12 protein-coding genes are annotated in these 16,198 nt (G+C 63.5%); 8 read left to right on the top strand and 4 right to left on the bottom strand.

The window, feature by feature from the left end; all coding sequences use genetic code 11:
• The first annotated feature begins 7 nt into the window (after positions 1-7).
• The 3 genes from QW861_RS10615 to QW861_RS10605 are packed head-to-tail and all read left to right on the top strand — an operon-like array spanning position 8 to position 3,350.
• On the top strand, positions 8-940 hold the full coding sequence (locus QW861_RS10615; protein ID WP_316193049.1) for an SRPBCC domain-containing protein: 933 nt from the start codon (positions 8-10) through the stop codon (positions 938-940).
• A 48-nt stretch (positions 941-988) separates the two neighbouring features.
• Positions 989-1,342: a VOC family protein gene (locus tag QW861_RS10610; protein WP_316193048.1), complete on the top strand. Its 354-nt coding sequence runs from the start codon at positions 989-991 to the stop codon at positions 1,340-1,342.
• Positions 1,343-1,391: 49 nt separating this feature from the next.
• Positions 1,392-3,350 (top strand): energy transducer TonB, encoded by a 1,959-nt coding sequence (locus QW861_RS10605; RefSeq protein ID WP_316193047.1) that lies wholly within the window; start codon positions 1,392-1,394, stop codon positions 3,348-3,350.
• Here QW861_RS10605 and QW861_RS10600 read toward each other — a convergent pair.
• Genes QW861_RS10600 through QW861_RS10585 form a run of 4 tightly spaced genes read right to left on the bottom strand, consistent with a single transcriptional unit; the run spans position 3,284 to position 6,611 of the window.
• Positions 3,284-4,144, bottom strand: coding sequence for an outer membrane lipoprotein-sorting protein (locus tag QW861_RS10600; RefSeq protein ID WP_316193046.1), 861 nt, complete (start codon positions 4,142-4,144; stop codon positions 3,284-3,286). The two genes, QW861_RS10605 and QW861_RS10600, sit on opposite strands and share 67 nt — an antisense overlap.
• A complete protein-coding gene (locus QW861_RS10595; RefSeq protein ID WP_316193045.1) occupies positions 4,137-5,363 on the bottom strand; it encodes an ABC transporter permease in 1,227 nt (408 codons plus the stop codon). Before QW861_RS10595 ends, QW861_RS10600 begins: the two co-directional genes overlap by 8 nt.
• Positions 5,360-6,151, bottom strand: coding sequence for an ABC transporter ATP-binding protein (locus QW861_RS10590; RefSeq protein ID WP_316193044.1), 792 nt, complete (start codon positions 6,149-6,151; stop codon positions 5,360-5,362). Before QW861_RS10590 ends, QW861_RS10595 begins: the two co-directional genes overlap by 4 nt.
• Positions 6,051-6,611, bottom strand: coding sequence for a hypothetical protein (locus tag QW861_RS10585; protein ID WP_316193043.1), 561 nt, complete (start codon positions 6,609-6,611; stop codon positions 6,051-6,053). The genes QW861_RS10590 and QW861_RS10585 overlap by 101 nt, the downstream gene beginning before the upstream one ends.
• A 285-nt stretch (positions 6,612-6,896) precedes the next feature.
• On the opposite strand from QW861_RS10585, the gene QW861_RS10580 reads away from it, so the two are divergent.
• From QW861_RS10580 to QW861_RS10560, 5 genes are all read left to right on the top strand, one after another.
• Positions 6,897-8,162 carry a hypothetical protein gene (locus QW861_RS10580; protein WP_316193042.1) on the top strand — a complete coding sequence of 422 codons (1,266 nt, stop codon included), beginning with the start codon at positions 6,897-6,899 and terminating at the stop codon, positions 8,160-8,162.
• Positions 8,163-8,382: 220 nt separating this feature from the next.
• Positions 8,383-10,458: a hypothetical protein gene (locus QW861_RS10575; protein ID WP_316193041.1), complete on the top strand. Its 2,076-nt coding sequence runs from the start codon at positions 8,383-8,385 to the stop codon at positions 10,456-10,458.
• Positions 10,455-11,945: a pitrilysin family protein gene (locus QW861_RS10570; RefSeq protein WP_316193040.1), complete on the top strand. Its 1,491-nt coding sequence runs from the start codon at positions 10,455-10,457 to the stop codon at positions 11,943-11,945. The genes QW861_RS10575 and QW861_RS10570 overlap by 4 nt, the downstream gene beginning before the upstream one ends.
• Before the next feature lie 2 nt (positions 11,946-11,947).
• Entirely contained in the window at positions 11,948-13,300 is a 1,353-nt protein-coding gene (locus QW861_RS10565) for a M16 family metallopeptidase (RefSeq protein ID WP_316193039.1), read from the top strand.
• A gap of 37 nt (positions 13,301-13,337) precedes the next feature.
• Positions 13,338-16,193 (top strand): cytochrome c peroxidase, encoded by a 2,856-nt coding sequence (locus QW861_RS10560; protein ID WP_316193038.1) that lies wholly within the window; start codon positions 13,338-13,340, stop codon positions 16,191-16,193.
• The last annotated feature ends 5 nt before the right edge of the window (positions 16,194-16,198 follow it).

Below are 16,198 nucleotides of genomic sequence, written 5' to 3'. Positions count from 1 at the left end.
GAGCGCCTTGGCCCAGCGCCTGCAGGAGCCGCATCGATCGGTCGGCACTCAGATCGAGATTAGTGCCTCGATCGCCCAGGTTTGGGCGGCACTCGTTGATGCCAACGAGCTTGTGCGCTGGTTTTCACCAGTCGCGAAGGTTAGCCCCGGACTGGATGGGCATATCGAGGTGTCCTGGGGCGGGGCAATGACGGCCAGTTGGTGGATCGAAGACTGGCAGCCCCTCCACTTTCTGCAACTTCGCGAAGATAAACCGCTTGGCGGCTCGGCGGACGGCTCTTTCGGAGACGACTTGGCGAGTTTCCGACGGCTGAAGTTCGCGCTTTCGTACGACGACGGACGGACCACGCTGTCACTGAGACACGGCGATTTTGCCGGCGACCAGAGCTTCCTTGCATGGATCAAGCGCGGCTGGGAGTTCGAGTTGCTCAGCCTGCAGCATTATCTTGTTAATCATGCGGGAAAACCGCGCCGGATCGCATGGCTGCGCCGGCGTACGCTGCGCCCGGCAGCGGCCGTCTGGAATCAGCTCATGCAGGCTCTCGTGGTCGAACCCAATTGCGGGCGCTCTGGATTGCACGTGAGGCAGTCGGTTGCAATCACCCTCGGCGCAGCTGAGATTGCGCCGGGCGTGATCGTAATTTGCGATCCTCCGCATCAATTGGCGGTGACGATGGCTGATCATGGTGGCGAGTTGCTTCGCATCAAGCTGTTCGTGCAGGCCGACGGATCGGTGGACATCGATCTCTGGATGGCGGCTTGGGACAATGGGCGGCCGAGGTTGGCTGGCTTCGCACGCCACTGGAAGGATCTGTTTGCCGGGGCGGGGGTCGAGCTGGATCAGCGGGGGCAAGATATCGACCAAATTGGGGGCGATCCTATCTGTGAGTTGGAAGGATGTGGCCAAAGTCTCGACGCGAACAAGGTCGAGTTGGTCTGATCCACCATTGCGATGCATGACGAGCGAACGGATCGAAAGAGGCACTCCATGACAAGCCGAAAATCTGCGCCCAACAAATCAGGTCACAAGAGCCTGTTCCGCAGCAACCGGGACGTCGCTGTCCATGTTTTGGACATCGACAAGGCCATTGAGTTCTACGGAAACGTGCTGGGTTTCGAACGCATCAGCGGCGAGGGCCACGTTGCGTTCGAAACGGGAAATTTCAGGCTCTGGATCAATCGAGATGCTCCGCAATCCTTCGTGCCGTCGTTCAGCGTGACCGATATGGCCGAGGCGAAGCGCCTCCTCACGGAGCATGGCTGCACGCCCATCGGCCCATCGGCGCCGTCCTATTTCCGGGATCCGTTCGGGTTCGTGTTTGACATTATTGAAGACGGTTGAGCGCGTCGGCGAGACGCGCTTGCGACCATTGAACGTCGAGAGGGTAGCCATGCGCTGGTCGGTGCTGAGGGCGATCTGGGTTGTTTCGGTCACGGCTTTGCTGGTCCGAGTTGCGGCGGCATCTGACCCCGCCGCGCAGACATCGTTACCAGAGCAATGGGATGTGCGGCTCAGCCTCATCGAGCAGCAGTTGCACGAAAACCAGTGGGAGAACGCGCGCCATCTTGCCCAGGCTCTCTTCGAGGAGCTGGTCGAAACCAGCGGCGGCACCGAAGGCGACAAGCGCGCCAATGCCAGCGATTTGGGTGGAGCGATGGCGGATTCCCATCCATCCGCGGAAGCGACCATAGTGGGACGCGCCGCCGGTTATCGGGCGATCGCCGAGGCCGCGCTCGATCGCCGTGAAGAGGCGCGCTGGCACTGGTACATGGCGCAGAACTTCCTGAAGGACGTTGGTAGCCTGGAGCTGTCGCGTTACCGCAAGCCGTCGGAAATACTGCAGCGGTACATGCTGGCCAAGGGCAATGGTCAATATGACGGTTTGCAGGACGTGATTGACCCGGTGCGTCCGGAAGACTTGTCCGGACCGGCCTTCCACGAACCCGAGCGTTTCCGCGTCGTCTATCCGTATCTGCCGCATGACTTGCGGCACCGCGACCGCTTCTCGCATGTTGTATTCGTGCAGTTGACGGTGGATGCCTCCGGGCGAGTGGTACAACCGGTCGTCGTGGATGGCGGGTTCTATCCGGGCCTGATCGTGCGGGCATTCGATGCATTGCGTGAATGGCGCTATCGCCCGGCGACGCTCGACGGCCGGCCGGTTGCCTTCCGCTATATCGTTCCTATCGCCTTCGCCGACGATCGCGTCATTCTGCCGCTCGCCGAATGGAGCATGCCGGCGCCGTCGCTCGGCATCCTATCTAGCGGCTATGCCCTCAATCACGTCGCGAGCCTCGCGGCTGATTTGCAGGGCCACAACGTCTACGTCCTCGACAAAGCCGACAGCCGGGTGCTGCGTGCCGACAGCCGCGGCAATTTCTCTCGCTTCGCAGGAACCGGGACGTCAGGTTTCAACGGTGAGGCCCTAGCGGCCCACGATGCCCAGCTTAATAGGCCTGCGGCGGCATCTTACGACCCTCGGACCGGCGAACTCCTAATCGCCGATACCCAGAATTACCGCATACGCAGCATCACCCCTAGCGGCGAACTGCGCACCGTCGCGGGCGTCGGCCTTCGCGGCGTGCCGTTACGTCTAGTCCCCAATGAAGCGCGCACGCCCGAAGCGCTCAAGACGGGACATTTCGCCGGCGACGGCGGGCTTGCAACCGCTGCCGACCTCAATCTGCCGAGCGGCGTCTGCGCCGACCCAACCGGAATCCTATTCATCGCCGATTCCGGCAATCACCGCATCCGCGCCGTCAATCGCGGCACGTCGCCCGTCATTGTGATGGGCGTAGAGCTGGCTCCCGGCCAAATCCAGACCGTTGCCGGCACGGGCGTCGCCGGCTTTACGGGCGACGGTGGCAAGGCTGTGCAGGCGCAATTCGATTTCCCCACCACGATCAAGATCGATGCGGCGGGAAATCTGTTGATCCTCGACAGTTTCAATCAGCGTATCCGGCGCATTGATCGCCAGTCGGCGATTATCAGCACCGTGGTCCACGGTTCATTGTCGGACGTGAGTCGCGAGCGCATCGAATCCAGCTGGTCGACCTCGCTCGCCGGCTTTGCCGTTACTGCCAATCAGGACATCGTCTATGCTGATCGCTTCGACCGGACGGTGCACCGCTTGACCCGTGCCGGCGAGGACCGGCTCATCTATACGGCACTGCCGCGCGAGGGCCTTTATACCGATGTCGAGGTCGGGCCGGCCGGCGAAATCTACGTCAGCGAAAAGCAGCGCATCGGTATCCTGCGCTTCGAGAACGTCTCGGCGCTGACCTACCTCGATGGTTGGGCCAAGAAGCCCTTGCTGAAACGAGCCAGCGTTACGTCGTCGGACAGGTGATCGAGGTAATTAATCTCCTCGATATGCACCCGGGTCTTGTGATTGGCTCGCAGGTTTTCCATGGTGAAGGTGCGTGCGGTCCAGACGCCGTCGATCTTCTCGATGTCGTCTGCAGCGAATTTCTTGAAGGCCCGCCCGCTGTCATCGAGATATTCCGCCCGCACGATCATCCAGATGTCGTCCCGCACCCAGCCGATCGCATTGGTGAAGCCTAGTTCGCGGGTAAGTCGCTCGGTCGCCGGCTTCATCTCAATCTGGTAGGTTCCGAAGCCCTCGGCCTTATCGAACCTGAGGACACGGAACACGTAGCTTCCGGGCGGCGTGACGGCGAGGAGATCCTCGCAGCTGAAATCGCTCGCTAAAGCGGAAATCCCGCGCGACACGACATGCAGCGTCTGCTGGGTCGACGGGAAGAACAGCCACATGCCGGCCTGCGGGTCACCTTGATCTTCGGAGAGCAACAGGCCAACGCCTCGCTCATGCGTCGGTGCCGTAATCCAGTAGGCCGTCCGGTATCCGGACTTTACCCTGTCGCGCTCGCTGATGATCTCCTTGCTGTAGTCGCCCTTGGACGAATGCAGCGTCATCAGCAGGTGGGCGCGGTCGGCGTTGCCGCGCCACCGCGCATTGACGCGCTGCATGATCTCGCTGCCGGACGGCAGCGCATCGGCCGCTTCGGCGCCGTTCGAACCGCGCGTCGAGCAGAGCAAAGCCAGCGCCGCCGTCGCCAGAATGCTTGCCCGCGCCGTCATGCGCCATGAATGACTGTGGCCGTGGTTGCGCCGGTCATGCATGCCGCAGCCCTGAAGCGATCGGCTGCCGTATCGATCGCACGACGGGAATTGCCGCGGCGAGCAGCGACGCGCCCAGCGAAACCGCAAACGCCTCAATCAATACGGTCCCGGCGAGATCGACGCCGCCGACGAACGGGCGCGTCGAGCCGGGCGGGGACGGATAGATAATGCCGACACGGCTCGCCAGCATCGCAAGAGCAATCGCCGTCGCAATACCGATGCAGGCCCCGATTACGCCGGTCAGGAACGCCTCGGTCGCGAGCAGCGCAGCGATGCGCAGCTTCGACAGGCCGATCGCGCGCAAGGTCGCGAGCTCGACCGTCCGCTCGACAATCGACATTCCAATCGTGTTCCCAATGCCGAGCACGACGATAACAAGGACGATCAACCGGATGATCCCCAGTTCGCGGCCGAACAGCGCGACTACCTGATTATGGAAGATCGCAAGGTCGCGCCAAGTCCTCGTCTCCAGCGCGAGCCCGGCCGAGCGAAAAGAATGCTCCAATTCTTCTCGGACGATACTGACATCCTCGGTTCGTTGCAGAATCAGCACAATCTTTTGGCTGCTGTCGTCCTGCAGCAGCTGAGCGGCCGCTGTAAATGGTACCTTCAGCGTCCAGTCGTCGAACTCTTTCAGCCCGCCTTCGAAAATGCCATCGAGGGTGACATGCACCGCATTGAGCACGCCCGACGCGGTGGTAGTCATCAGCATCAGGCCGTCGCCGGGTTTTACCTCGAGCTTGCGGGCAAGGCCAAGCCCCGCCACCGCCCCATAGGGTCGATCCGCGGAAAGCCTCGATCCCTCGCGCAACTCGGTGTGGTCGAAGACTGCGTCATCGGCGGGATCGACGGCCAGGCCGAGAAACGAGGCGCGGCGGTCGCCATTGTCGATCAGTCCCGAGAATTCGCGCTGCCGCGCCACACCGCTGACGCGGGAGTTACCGTGCGCGAGCGCCACGATACGTGCCGCATCCGCCGGATCGATCAGGTATTGCTCGGGTTGCTCGAGTGCGCGTTCGGCGTATCCGGCCCGATAAATCTGAAGATGACCGTGCCGGCCATGGATGGCGTCTTCGCGGAGCTCGCGAAAGATATTCAGGACGATGCCGGCATTAATGATTAGCGCGACGGAGCCGGTTGCGATCGCAAGCACCGCGACGATCGAGCGGATGCGATTGCGGAAGACATTGCGGAAGGCGAGCCTGAGGAAGAGGGTCATGATGGCATCATCCGACCGTCGGAAAGGCGAACGACCTGGTCCGCGCACGATGTCAGCTGCCCGTCGTGGGTGGCGCAAACCACCGCGCTGCCGTAGCGGGCGCACAGCGCGCGCATCAGCCTGATGACGGCGGCTCCGGTGTGCTGGTCGAGATTCGCGGTCGGTTCGTCGGCCAGGACGACGCTGGGACGGCCGCCGAGCGCGCGCGCCAGCGATGCGCGTTGACGCTCGCCGCCAGACAGTTCGTCCGGCCGGCGATGGCGCTTGTCCCAAAGCCCGACGTCGCGCATCGCCTGCGCGACCCGCTGATTGCGCTCTGTTCGCGCGATATCCTGCCGGAACAGGAGCGGCAGCTCGATGTTCTCTGCAACCGAGAGCACCGGAACAAGATGCCCGTCCTGGAACACGAAGCCGATCCGATGCAGGCGGATGTTCGAAATCTCGGCATCGCTCAGCGTCGAGAGCTCGCGATCCTCGAACCAGACCTCGCCGGCGTCGGTACGGTCGAGACCACCCAGCACATTGAGCAGCGTCGATTTTCCGCTGCCGGAAGGGCCTGTCAATGCAATAAATTGTCCCGATTGGATGGCAAGCGAAATCCCGTCGAGCGCCGTGCAGACGGCCGGCCCGCTTCCATAGCGGCGTACCACGCTCTTGGCCGCGATCAGCGGCGCCAGGCCTTCAACTTCACCAAGGGTTTTGCGAGCCGGTACAGCTCTCGGCGCTACGTCGGAAAACGTAGGGCTGGGGAATGTCGCGGCCGTTGTGATGGAGCCCCCATTCCACATTAAAGTGGTCCTCATCGATGAACTGGAACCTGATATGGGTCATGTGATTGTCGTCGGGACTTTTGAGATTGGTCGCGTCCAGCAGCGCGAGAGAAAGGATGTTCGGATCCTCGCTCGGCTCCGCTCGCATGCGAAGCTGGTTGCCGTACGAGCAGAAATGGTGAGCCATGCCGACGTCGCCGTCGATATAGTAGATCGTGTACATGGTCGGATTGTTCTCGATCCAGATCGTCTCGAGCAGGGCGCTTTGTTCGCTGCCCAGCTCGTAAGACACCCTGGCGGCCAGCCCGTCAGGCTCACGCTTGCCGATCCAGCAACCCGCAAGCGAGGCGAGCTTCTTGATCGGCGGAGAACTTGGTTTCATGAATGAGGGACAGTAGCGGCAAATCTGCGCCAGCGCGTCGCTGGATGACAGCGAAAGAGCGACGACCGCGGCCATAATTACGTAGACGCGCACCATGTTGAACGTCCTCGAAGCCACCTTGCCGCGCAAAATATGCGGCATTGCATGGGCGCTTCTTCTTCGATCTTGCTCAGAGCCGGAACCTTTGGCGGCAGCGCCCGTGCAACTCCGCAACCGTGAAGAAGACCGCCGTGAACGCAAGTCGCTAGATTGACGCTGCCGGCCGCTGACATCCGGCGGTTCTCAACGGAGGTGGCGATGAATAAGGCGATATCTAAAGCGACACTGCTCGTCTCCGTCGGTTGTACCCTGGCTCTTTCTGCCGCAGTGGCAGCCGACGGCGTGACCAATCAAGGCGTGCAATCCAATACGGAGACGTCAGGAGCTCCGCCGTCGCGGCTGTTCGATCGGCTCGGCAAGGAGGCGGACGTTGTGTACCTGATCGCGAACTCGTCTCTCGTGTTCGGGCCCGACCCGCACGGACGCAGCGAGGAAGTGACCTTCATCGGTCCAGTGACTGTGCCGAAATGGCCGATGGAAGGCTATGGCCGCCGAATCCTTCCGGACGGTCGGCAGCAGATCGACATCGAGCTGACCCAGTCGGAACTCACTGGCGAAAGCTACATGTTGCACGGCCCGGTCGTGCTCGGCGAGCATCCAGAATTGCGCTCGCTCGGAACGATCACGGAGCGGCCGCAGGTTGTTGCCGATGCTGCCGCCGCCAGCATTACGGCCGGCCAGACCGGCACCAGCGCGACTGCTGAGACCAAAGGCAAAGATCGGTCAGCCAAGCCTAAGGCGTCGACCGCCGGGGCGGAGCCGCGGGCCGGGACGGCGCCCTCCGAGGAGGTCCCCGCCGACTTCGTCGTGGAGCGCAAGGTCCTGATGACGACCGCGAAGGGCATTCTCTACAACGAAACAGCCGTTCCGGTACGTGGTCGCATCGACTCCATTCCGCCGGTCAAATTCCAGAACACGCCGACCGGTGTGAATGTCTTCCGCGGCATGGAACTTCCGACACCGCTGCTGGACAAGGAAGGCAACGTGAATGGCTGGTTCTACAGCAAGTCGCATATGGCCTACGCCGTGCTGCCGAAGGCGATCGAACGGACCCAGGTCAAGGGTGCGGTCGAGCTGAAATCCGGCGATCAGACCGAGACCGTCGAGGTGTCCGGCCCCGCCGAAATCCATCACATAACGGACGTGACCGACGGCAAGTCCAACGTCGAGGTGATGATGCTGGCGTTGCGCGGACAGAGCAAGCTGCTCGGCGGCGACATCATGTTCTCGGAGACCTTCAGCGATCGCGATCACTTCTCGCGCGGTCAGCTGAACTGGAATGGCAGCAACGCGAACGCCGCGGTTGATCTCTATGTCGACCTCATAACGCCGTCGACGAAGGTCAGCACGCAACAACCGTTCGCGATGGTAGGCACGCTTACTGACGCCAACAAGAGCAAGGGCCGCATCGATAAGGGCAAGCTCAGCCTCGAGATGGTCGATGGCAAGGGTCATCTCATCGCGACCTCGCCGCGCACCTTGTACGACGAGGTCGAGCGGCCGGTGATCGACATCATCAAGATGGACCTCAATCTGCAGGGTGCCTGAGAGGCGGTAACGACAATGCTTACCCGGCCTGGCGATGCCATGCTTGCATCGCGACGGCCGGGCAAGCCGTCGCTACCGGCGCCGGTCCGGCGGCATGCAGGCCGAGGGTGCCGGATTAGCCGCCGAATGGTGCAGTGGCAATTTGGAGGGATTGTCCATGCCGGATGGTGAAAGCGGGCTGTGCCGCTCTCCATCGCGACGCTGTGGGTCAGGCAGCAGATTGCTCGCATCTCTGGCATTGACATTGTGCGTGCTGGTTCCGTGTGCGGAGCCGCGCGGCGCGGCAAGGGCGACCGAGACGTTCGACCGGATCGAGACGATTGCAGGTGGCGGAAGCGTCTGGGACGGCGGACCCGCGCGAGAAGCCCGCTTCAACCTGCCGGGCGGCGTCAGCGAGGCTCCCAACGGCGACATCGTCGTGGTCGATTTCGGCAATCATCGCATTCGCCGCATCGACCGATCGACCGGAATGATCGAAACGATCGCCGGAACCGGCGAAGCCGGCTACAACGGCGACAATGTGCCGGCCAGGTCCGCGCAATTGTCTCGCCCCGAACAGGCCGTGTTCGGTCCGGATAGCGATCTCTACATCGCCGATTCCTACAATAATCGCATCCGCCGCATCGACCACAAGACCGGATTGATTACGACGATCGCGGGCACAGGCGCGCGCGGCAGCGGAGGAGACGGCGGGCCGGCCGTGGCCGCCGACCTGCATTTTCCCGAGGGGCTCGCGGTTGATCGTGGCGGCAACGTGTTTGTCGCCGACACCGTCAACCGGCGCATCCGGCGGGTCGACGCCGTCACCGGACAGATCGCGACCTATGCCGGTATCGGCGGGGTCGGCGTCAACGCTGAGGGCACGCCAGCGCTGCAGGCGCAGTTCCTGCGCCTTGCCCGAATCGCAGTCGATCTGGCGGGTAACGTCTATGTGGCCGATAGTCCGGCACATCGCATTTATCGGATCGACGCCCAAACGCGAACGATCAGTTCGTTTGCCGGCACCGGTCAAGCCGGTTTCGCGGGCGACGGAGGCCCGGCGAGCGCAGCACAGCTCCGCTTTCCCGAAGGCGTCATGGCTGCGGCCAACGGCGATGTCTATTTCGCCGACGTTGCAAATCATCGGGTTCGACGGATTGAGGCCGTCACGGGGCGGATCACCACCGTCGCCGGAAGCGGCGACAGAGGTTTTTCCGGCGACGGCGGAACCGCGTTGCAGGCACGGCTGTGGAGTCCGGGACGCGTGTGGCTCGACCATGACGGCGATCTTCTGATCGCCGATATTCTCAACGCGCGGATCAGGCGCGTCGACGGCAGGACCGGGCTGATTTCGACGATCGCCGGGACCGGCGACTGGGGTGACGGCGGGCCGGCGCGCGATGCGATCCTGTCCGTGCCGGGCGACATTGTGTATGCGACAGGCAAGCTCTACGTCGCCGATTACGGCACGCGCCGTGTTCGCTGCATCGATCTCAAGACCGACACCATCTCGACGGTGGCCGGTGGAGGCCTGCGCCGCGACGACGGGATTGCAGCGACCGACGCCGAGTTTCTGTTGCCCGAAGGGCTCGCCGTCGATCCGCGCGGCAAGCTCTATATCGCCGACAACATTCTCAATCGCGTGCTGCAGGTCGATCTCGCAAGTGGCATCATTCACGGCTTCGCCGGCGGCGGCGATGCTGACGCGCACGATCTCGAAGCAGCACGCGCGGCGCGCCTGTCTATGCCTTCCGCAATGGCCGTCGCGCCGGACGGTCTGCTCTTTGTCGCCGAATTCGGTGCCCACAGGACGTGGGCCATTGATCCGTCGAGTGGAATGCTGCACAGCCTTAACGCGCTCAATGGCGGGACTGGGGAAGGCGGTCCGGCCATCACCAGCCTCGACGTGGCGCCCGATGGACTATATTTCCTCACTCACGGCAGCAACGCGCTGCACAAGATGGATCTGACCAATGGCCGCGTGCAGACGTTGCCAGTGCTCGCCTATTGGCCCGAATCCGTTTCGGGCGACTCCCAGGCCATCGATATCGCGGTTCACGACCGCGATGCCTATATCGTCGATGCGCTCGGCCATCGTGTCCTGACCGTCAATCTCGAAACGTCCGAGGTGCACATCGTCGCGGGCATCGGCGTGCAGGGGTTTGGCGGAGACGGTGGTCGTGCCGACAAGGCCCGTCTGTTCCAGCCCGGAGGCGTTGCCGTGAGCGAGGACGGTCGCCAGCTGTTCATCGCGGATACCAAGAACCATCGGATTCGGCGGGTCACTCTCCATAGCAAGGATGGGGCCGTGCCATGATCGGTGCCATCGTCCGCATCCTGGCGGCAGCCTGCTTCGTCCTTTCTTGCCCGATTGCGCATCCGGCGCGTGCCGAGATCGACATGTCGGGCGTTCACCACTTTAGGCTCGCGAACGGATTGCAGCTGGTCGTTGCGGTCCGTCCAGACCTAAAGCTTGCGGCGGTCAACACCACAGTCGATCTCGGTGCGATCGACGATCCGCCGGGGCAATGGGGCATGGCGCATCTTCTGGAACATGTCACCCTGCAGGGGTCGGTAGCAATCGGAACGCTCAATCCGAAGGCTGAAGCCGTGGCTCTCGACGAGCTCGACCGGGCATTCGCGGCGCTCGACCGAGAACGCCGCAAGACGACGCCGGACCCGGTCGTCCTGACCGGACTTGAACGCTGGTTCGATGAGGCACAGGAGGCGGCGAGCCGGCTCGCCGAATCCGGCGAGATGATAGGTGCCCGGCTCGAAGAGCGCGGGGCCGTCGGCTTAAACGCCGCCACCACCACCGATTCCACTCACTTCTTCACCTGGATTCCGCCAGACCAGGTCATCATTTGGCTTGCCCTGGAGGCCAATCGTCTTCGTTATCCCGTCCTGCGCCGCTTTTACGGCGAGCGCAGCATCGTTCTGCGCGAGGTCACCGCGATGACTGGCGGACGGACGACACTGGCCGAGCGCTTTCTGCAGGATCTTTTCGCCGGCGCGGCCATGGCCCATCCGCTGGCGGGCGACCTGGCCCAGATCTCCGCGATCGACCGGCCCGCGGCGATGGACTATTTCCATCGCTTCTATCGGCCGGAGAACATCACGATCGCGATCGTCGGCAATGTCGATCCCGCGACGGTATTCGAGCTGACCGAACAGTATTTCGCCGGTTGGCAACCCCAGGGCGCCCACGAGATGCCGCGCGCGCGGCTGTTCCAGGCACCACCCCTGTCGGATGCGCGCTCGCGCATTTTTGCCACCTCGCAAGGTCCGGCGCTTTACTTCGCATTTCCTAGGCTGGGCGACGGCGCGCGAGCGCAGGCCGTGCTCGAAGCGCTTGCCGCAACGATCAACAACCCGGACACCTCGCCGGTCCTGAGGCGATTGGCCGGTGAGCAGGGGGTCGCGACCGGGGTGCGCGCCGTGCCGGGCTATCCCTCGCAGAAGCAGACGGCGATCTTCCTGGTGCAGACATTTGGCCGGTCGGGAATTGCCGGAAGCGCGCTCGAGCGCGAGACCGTCGCCGCGCTGCGTTCGCTGGCGGATGCAAGCGACGAAGATTTGCGTGCGGGTATCCTCTCCGCCGAGCTGCACGCTGCCACGCAATTGGAGGACGTGCCCACGCTTGCTTCGCTTCTCGCATTCCACCAGGCGGTGCACCAGGATTGGCGCGTGCCGTTCGTGCAATTGGACTGGTTGCAGCATCTGTCGGCCGACGATGTTCGGCAAGCCGCGCGACAGATGTTTGGCGGGCTCACGCCAGGGCCGGCTGCGACCGCGGGGAGGTAAAGATGCGGCTCGCGGTGGTACTGGTCTTCTGTCTCACGCTGGTAACGGCGGCAAAGGGCTCCGAGCCTCCCGCGTCGATCCCGGGACTGCAAAGTCTCGACCAGGTGGTTTTCGACAATGGCTTGCATGTGCTGGTTGGCCAGCCCGTGCACCGCCCCCTGTTCAGCGAGGTGCTCGTTGTCGTTCGCGCCGGCACCGCTATCCCGGCGGTCGGCAAGGAGGAAGTGGCCTGGATCGCGGCACAGGCGCTGCTCGCCGGCAGCCGCAGTTCTGCGACCGCCACCGTCCGGCAGGAACTGGCCTGGCTCGGGGTCTCGACCGATTTCACGGTCGGTCGCGAGGTCGCCGTATTTCGGTTTGCGTTGCCCGACCGCAGCGCGCCGGCATTCCTGCAACTGCTCGGAGACCTGATCTCGCGCGACATCCCCCCCAGCGCCTGGGGCGAGGCGGTCGCGCGCAGAGCGCAGGAAATCGCTGGTGAGCAGGCGGATCCCTGGCAGCGTGGCTCCCGGCAGCTTGGGGACCTAGTCTGGCAGGAGGCGGACAAGCCCGTCGGGCGCGACGCCTCAACGGCGGTCGTGGATCGGCCGACGCTGGCCGATTTCAGGCGGCGGACCTATTCGCCTGCTAATATGGTGGTCTCGGTGCTGGGCAATCTGCCTTCGGATGAGCTCATTGCGGCACTGAAAGCCGATTTCGGTTACGGCCGCTCGGCCGCCGATGCGCCCGTGGCCGAGCTTCGCCCGCTTGTGCGCCACATCGGTCCGGTAGTCCGCTGCCTGCAGGATGCTGCGGCTAATCCGGCCGTGCTCCTAATCGGTATGGGTGCGACGGCCGCAGGCGATTCGGATTTTTACGGATGGCAGCTCGTCGCCCACATTCTCGGCGCGAGTTACAATTCGCGTCTGCAGCGGCGGCTGCGCTCCGAATTGCAGGCGGTCTACACGGTCGAGGCTTCCGTCATCCCGGTCGGCGAGCAGAACATGCTGCTTCGGATCGTCGGGCAGACCGACCAGTTGCAGACGGTGCGCGAGGTTGTTCGGGACGAGCTATCCCGCTTGCGGCTTTCGCCGGCTGGCGCGGAGGAATTGAAATTTGCGCGCGCCCTGATGCGCAGCCGGTTGTGGCTCGATGCGGCCTCGTTGCATGACCAGTTCTACCGGCTTTCCCTCATCATATTGTCGCACCAGCGCGTTCGCGACCCTGCGGCGGCGGAAGCGTTGCTCGCGGCGTTCACGCCCGAAAGCCTCCAGGAGCTGATGAGGCGCACCCTCAATCCCGACACTATCGTCACGGTCGCGCTGTCGAGTCGTTCCGAATCCTTGTGCGAGGGTATCGATGCCGGCACGCGGTAGAAGCTGCGCTATCTCTCGTAGTCTGTGGCTTGCGGCGTTGCTTCCCTTCGCCTTATTCTCCACGCCTGCATCGGCGCAATATGCCGTCCCGCCCGGTCTGCCGCCGGTGCCGGTGCCGGCGACCAATCCGCCGACGCCGGCGAAGCTTGCGCTTGGCGAGCGTCTGTTCTTCGAACCTGGCCTGTCGGCCGATCACAGCGTCAGCTGCGCATCCTGCCATGCCCCAAACCGCTTTTTCAGCGACGACAAACCGTTCTCGCGCGGGGTTTCCGGCTATCTTGGCGCGCGAAATGCGCCGTCACTGCTCAATGCCGCCTATGCGAGCCATTTGATGTGGGACGGGCGGGCGACAACGCTAGAAGACCAGATCCGCTATCCGCTGATGCATCCGCGCGAGATGCGCAACACGCCGACGCGCGCGGTGGAATATCTCAAGGCGGACCCGTCCTATCGCGCGATGTTCCGGAATGCTTATGGCGACGAGGACATCATTTGGGACAAGGTGGAGAAAGCGATCGCCAGCTATGAGCGCACGCTGCTGAGCGGCAATTCCGCCTTCGACCGCTTCGCGGCCGGGGAGCGGACAGCGCTCTCGGCTTCCGCGGAGCGCGGTTTCGATCTCTTCAGCGGCACCGCCGGTTGCAGCGGCTGTCATTCCTACAGCACGGAGAGGCCGTTCTTCTCCGATTTCGAGTTTCACAATACCGGCCTCGGCTGGGCGACTTCGCCCGATCTCGGGCGCTACGAGATTTCCAAGGAACGTCAGGACAAGGGTGCATTCCGCACGCCGATGCTTCGCAACGTCGCACGCACCGGGCCCTATATGCATGACGGACGCTTCGAAAGGCTCAGCGACGTTGTGGAATTCTACTCCCGCGGCGGCGAGCAGAATCCCTTCCTTGACGCGCGCATGCGGCCGCTCGGGTTGTCTGAAACCGACAAGCAGGACCTCGTCGCCTTTTTGGAATCGCTGACCGATCAGAGCCGCGATGTGGCCCCTGCCGCTGTTGGGACTGCTGCGCCGCAGGATGGCCAGCCGCGGCCCCAGATGCACATGCCCAAAGTTTACGCGCCCTTCGAGCGTGTCGAAATCGTAGCCGGCGGTGGCTCAGGCAGCGAACAGCGCAAGGCGATCGACAGCAGCTTCGTCGGCATCGGCGGGATCGCGCTTGATGCGCGGCGCAATGTCTATGTGACCGACACCGGCGCGAACCGGATTCGCAGACTCGACGCGAGTTCCGGGGTTATCGACACCGTGGCCGGCAACGGCTTTCTGTATGCCACCTCCGGCCGGCAGGCGATCGATTTAGCGGTGCGTGGCCCGGTCGCGATTGCGGCGGACCCGACCGGGGAGCGCCTTTTCTTCGCCGAGATCATTGGCCGAAGGGTCGGCGAACTCGACCTTAAGAGCGGCCGGATCGTCGATTTGCCGGCGCCGCGTGGCGGTTTCGGCGAGCCGACCGGGATTGCCTGGTCGCCCGACGGACTATTGGTCGCCGATGCTGCACGGGGCCAGATTTGGCGACTCTCGGCGGATCGCTCGTGGAGCGGACTGTTGACCGATCCGCAACGCCTTCGCGGCGGCATTCGCTCGCTCGCGCTGGATTCAAAGGGGCGCGTTTACGTCTCGGAGTATTTTGCCCATCGCGTGCTGTGCTGGGATCCCGCGAGCGGCGAGCTCGAGCTGGTCGCCGGAACCGGCGAGGCGGGTCGCATTGCCGACGGCGCGCTCGCCGTGAAGTCGCCGCTTCGGGAGCCGGACGGGATCGCGCTGGATCGGGATGACAATCTGTTCATCGCCGACAAGAGCAATCACCGGGTCGTCAAGGTCGACGCCGACGGTCAACGCCTGAGCACCGTGATCGAAGCCGTACAGGGAGGGGTCGACGAACGGTGGACGCCGGGACCGATCGCGATCGACGCCGATGGCGCGCTGTGGTTCGGCGATATTCATCGCAACCGATTGCTGCGCGCGGCGCCGGGCAGCGCGCCCGTCGTCATGGCCGGGGCCGGTGCGCTGAAGGACCATGAGCTTCCGCAGGATGCACAGCTGGCGCATCCCGGCGCCGTCGTGTCCGATCGTGACGGCAATGTCTACCTTTCGGATACGCTGCATCACCGCGTCAGGGTGGTCGAGCGCGAAACCGGAAGGATTCGCACCGTCGCAGGCACCGGCATCTCCGGCTACAACGGCGACGGCATGCCGGCCACCGAGTCGTGGCTTGGTTATCCGGGAAAGCTTGCAATCGACTCCCAGGGCCGACTCTATATCGGAGACTACTACAACAACCGCGTCCGACGCATCGATTTTCGAACCGGTTTCATCACCACCGTCGCTGGCGTCGGTCGCGCGGGCGAGGACGGCGACGGCGGGCCCGCCCGGCAAGCGACGTTGCTCAATCCGCATGCGCTCGCTTTTGAAGGCCGGCGGCTGATCATCGCGAGTGCCGTATCACCAAAGATCCGGGTCGTCGATCTCGGCGACGGCCGCATCGATGCATTGCCGGTCCAACACGACGTCTCGCAAACCCTGGTATTCTACGGCGTGACGCCTTGGAAGGACGGCCTGGTGCTCGCTTCGCCACGGCCGGGATCGGTCGTGTTCTTGAAGGACGGCGAGATCACCCCCTTGTTCGCGCAGCCCGATGTCGTTTTCCCGCAGGACGTGGCGGTGTCGCCGGACGGCACACTGTACATTTGCGAGACTGGCCGCAATCGGATCATGCGCTGGACCGGATCGAAGCTCCAGGTCGTCGCCGACGAGCTTGGCCGTCCCCGATCGATTGGATTCGATCCTCAGGGGAATTTGCTGGTCGCAGATACGTTTCACAACCGGGTGCTGCGCCTGGTGCGTGAAACTGCGGCTCCCTCTACAAGCCCAAGCCCTCGATGAGGAGG

The sequence above is a fragment of the Bradyrhizobium sp. SZCCHNRI1029 genome (assembly GCF_032487555.1).
In the GTDB taxonomy this organism is placed as follows: domain Bacteria; phylum Pseudomonadota; class Alphaproteobacteria; order Rhizobiales; family Xanthobacteraceae; genus Bradyrhizobium.
This window is presented reverse-complemented; position numbering and strand designations above follow the sequence as displayed.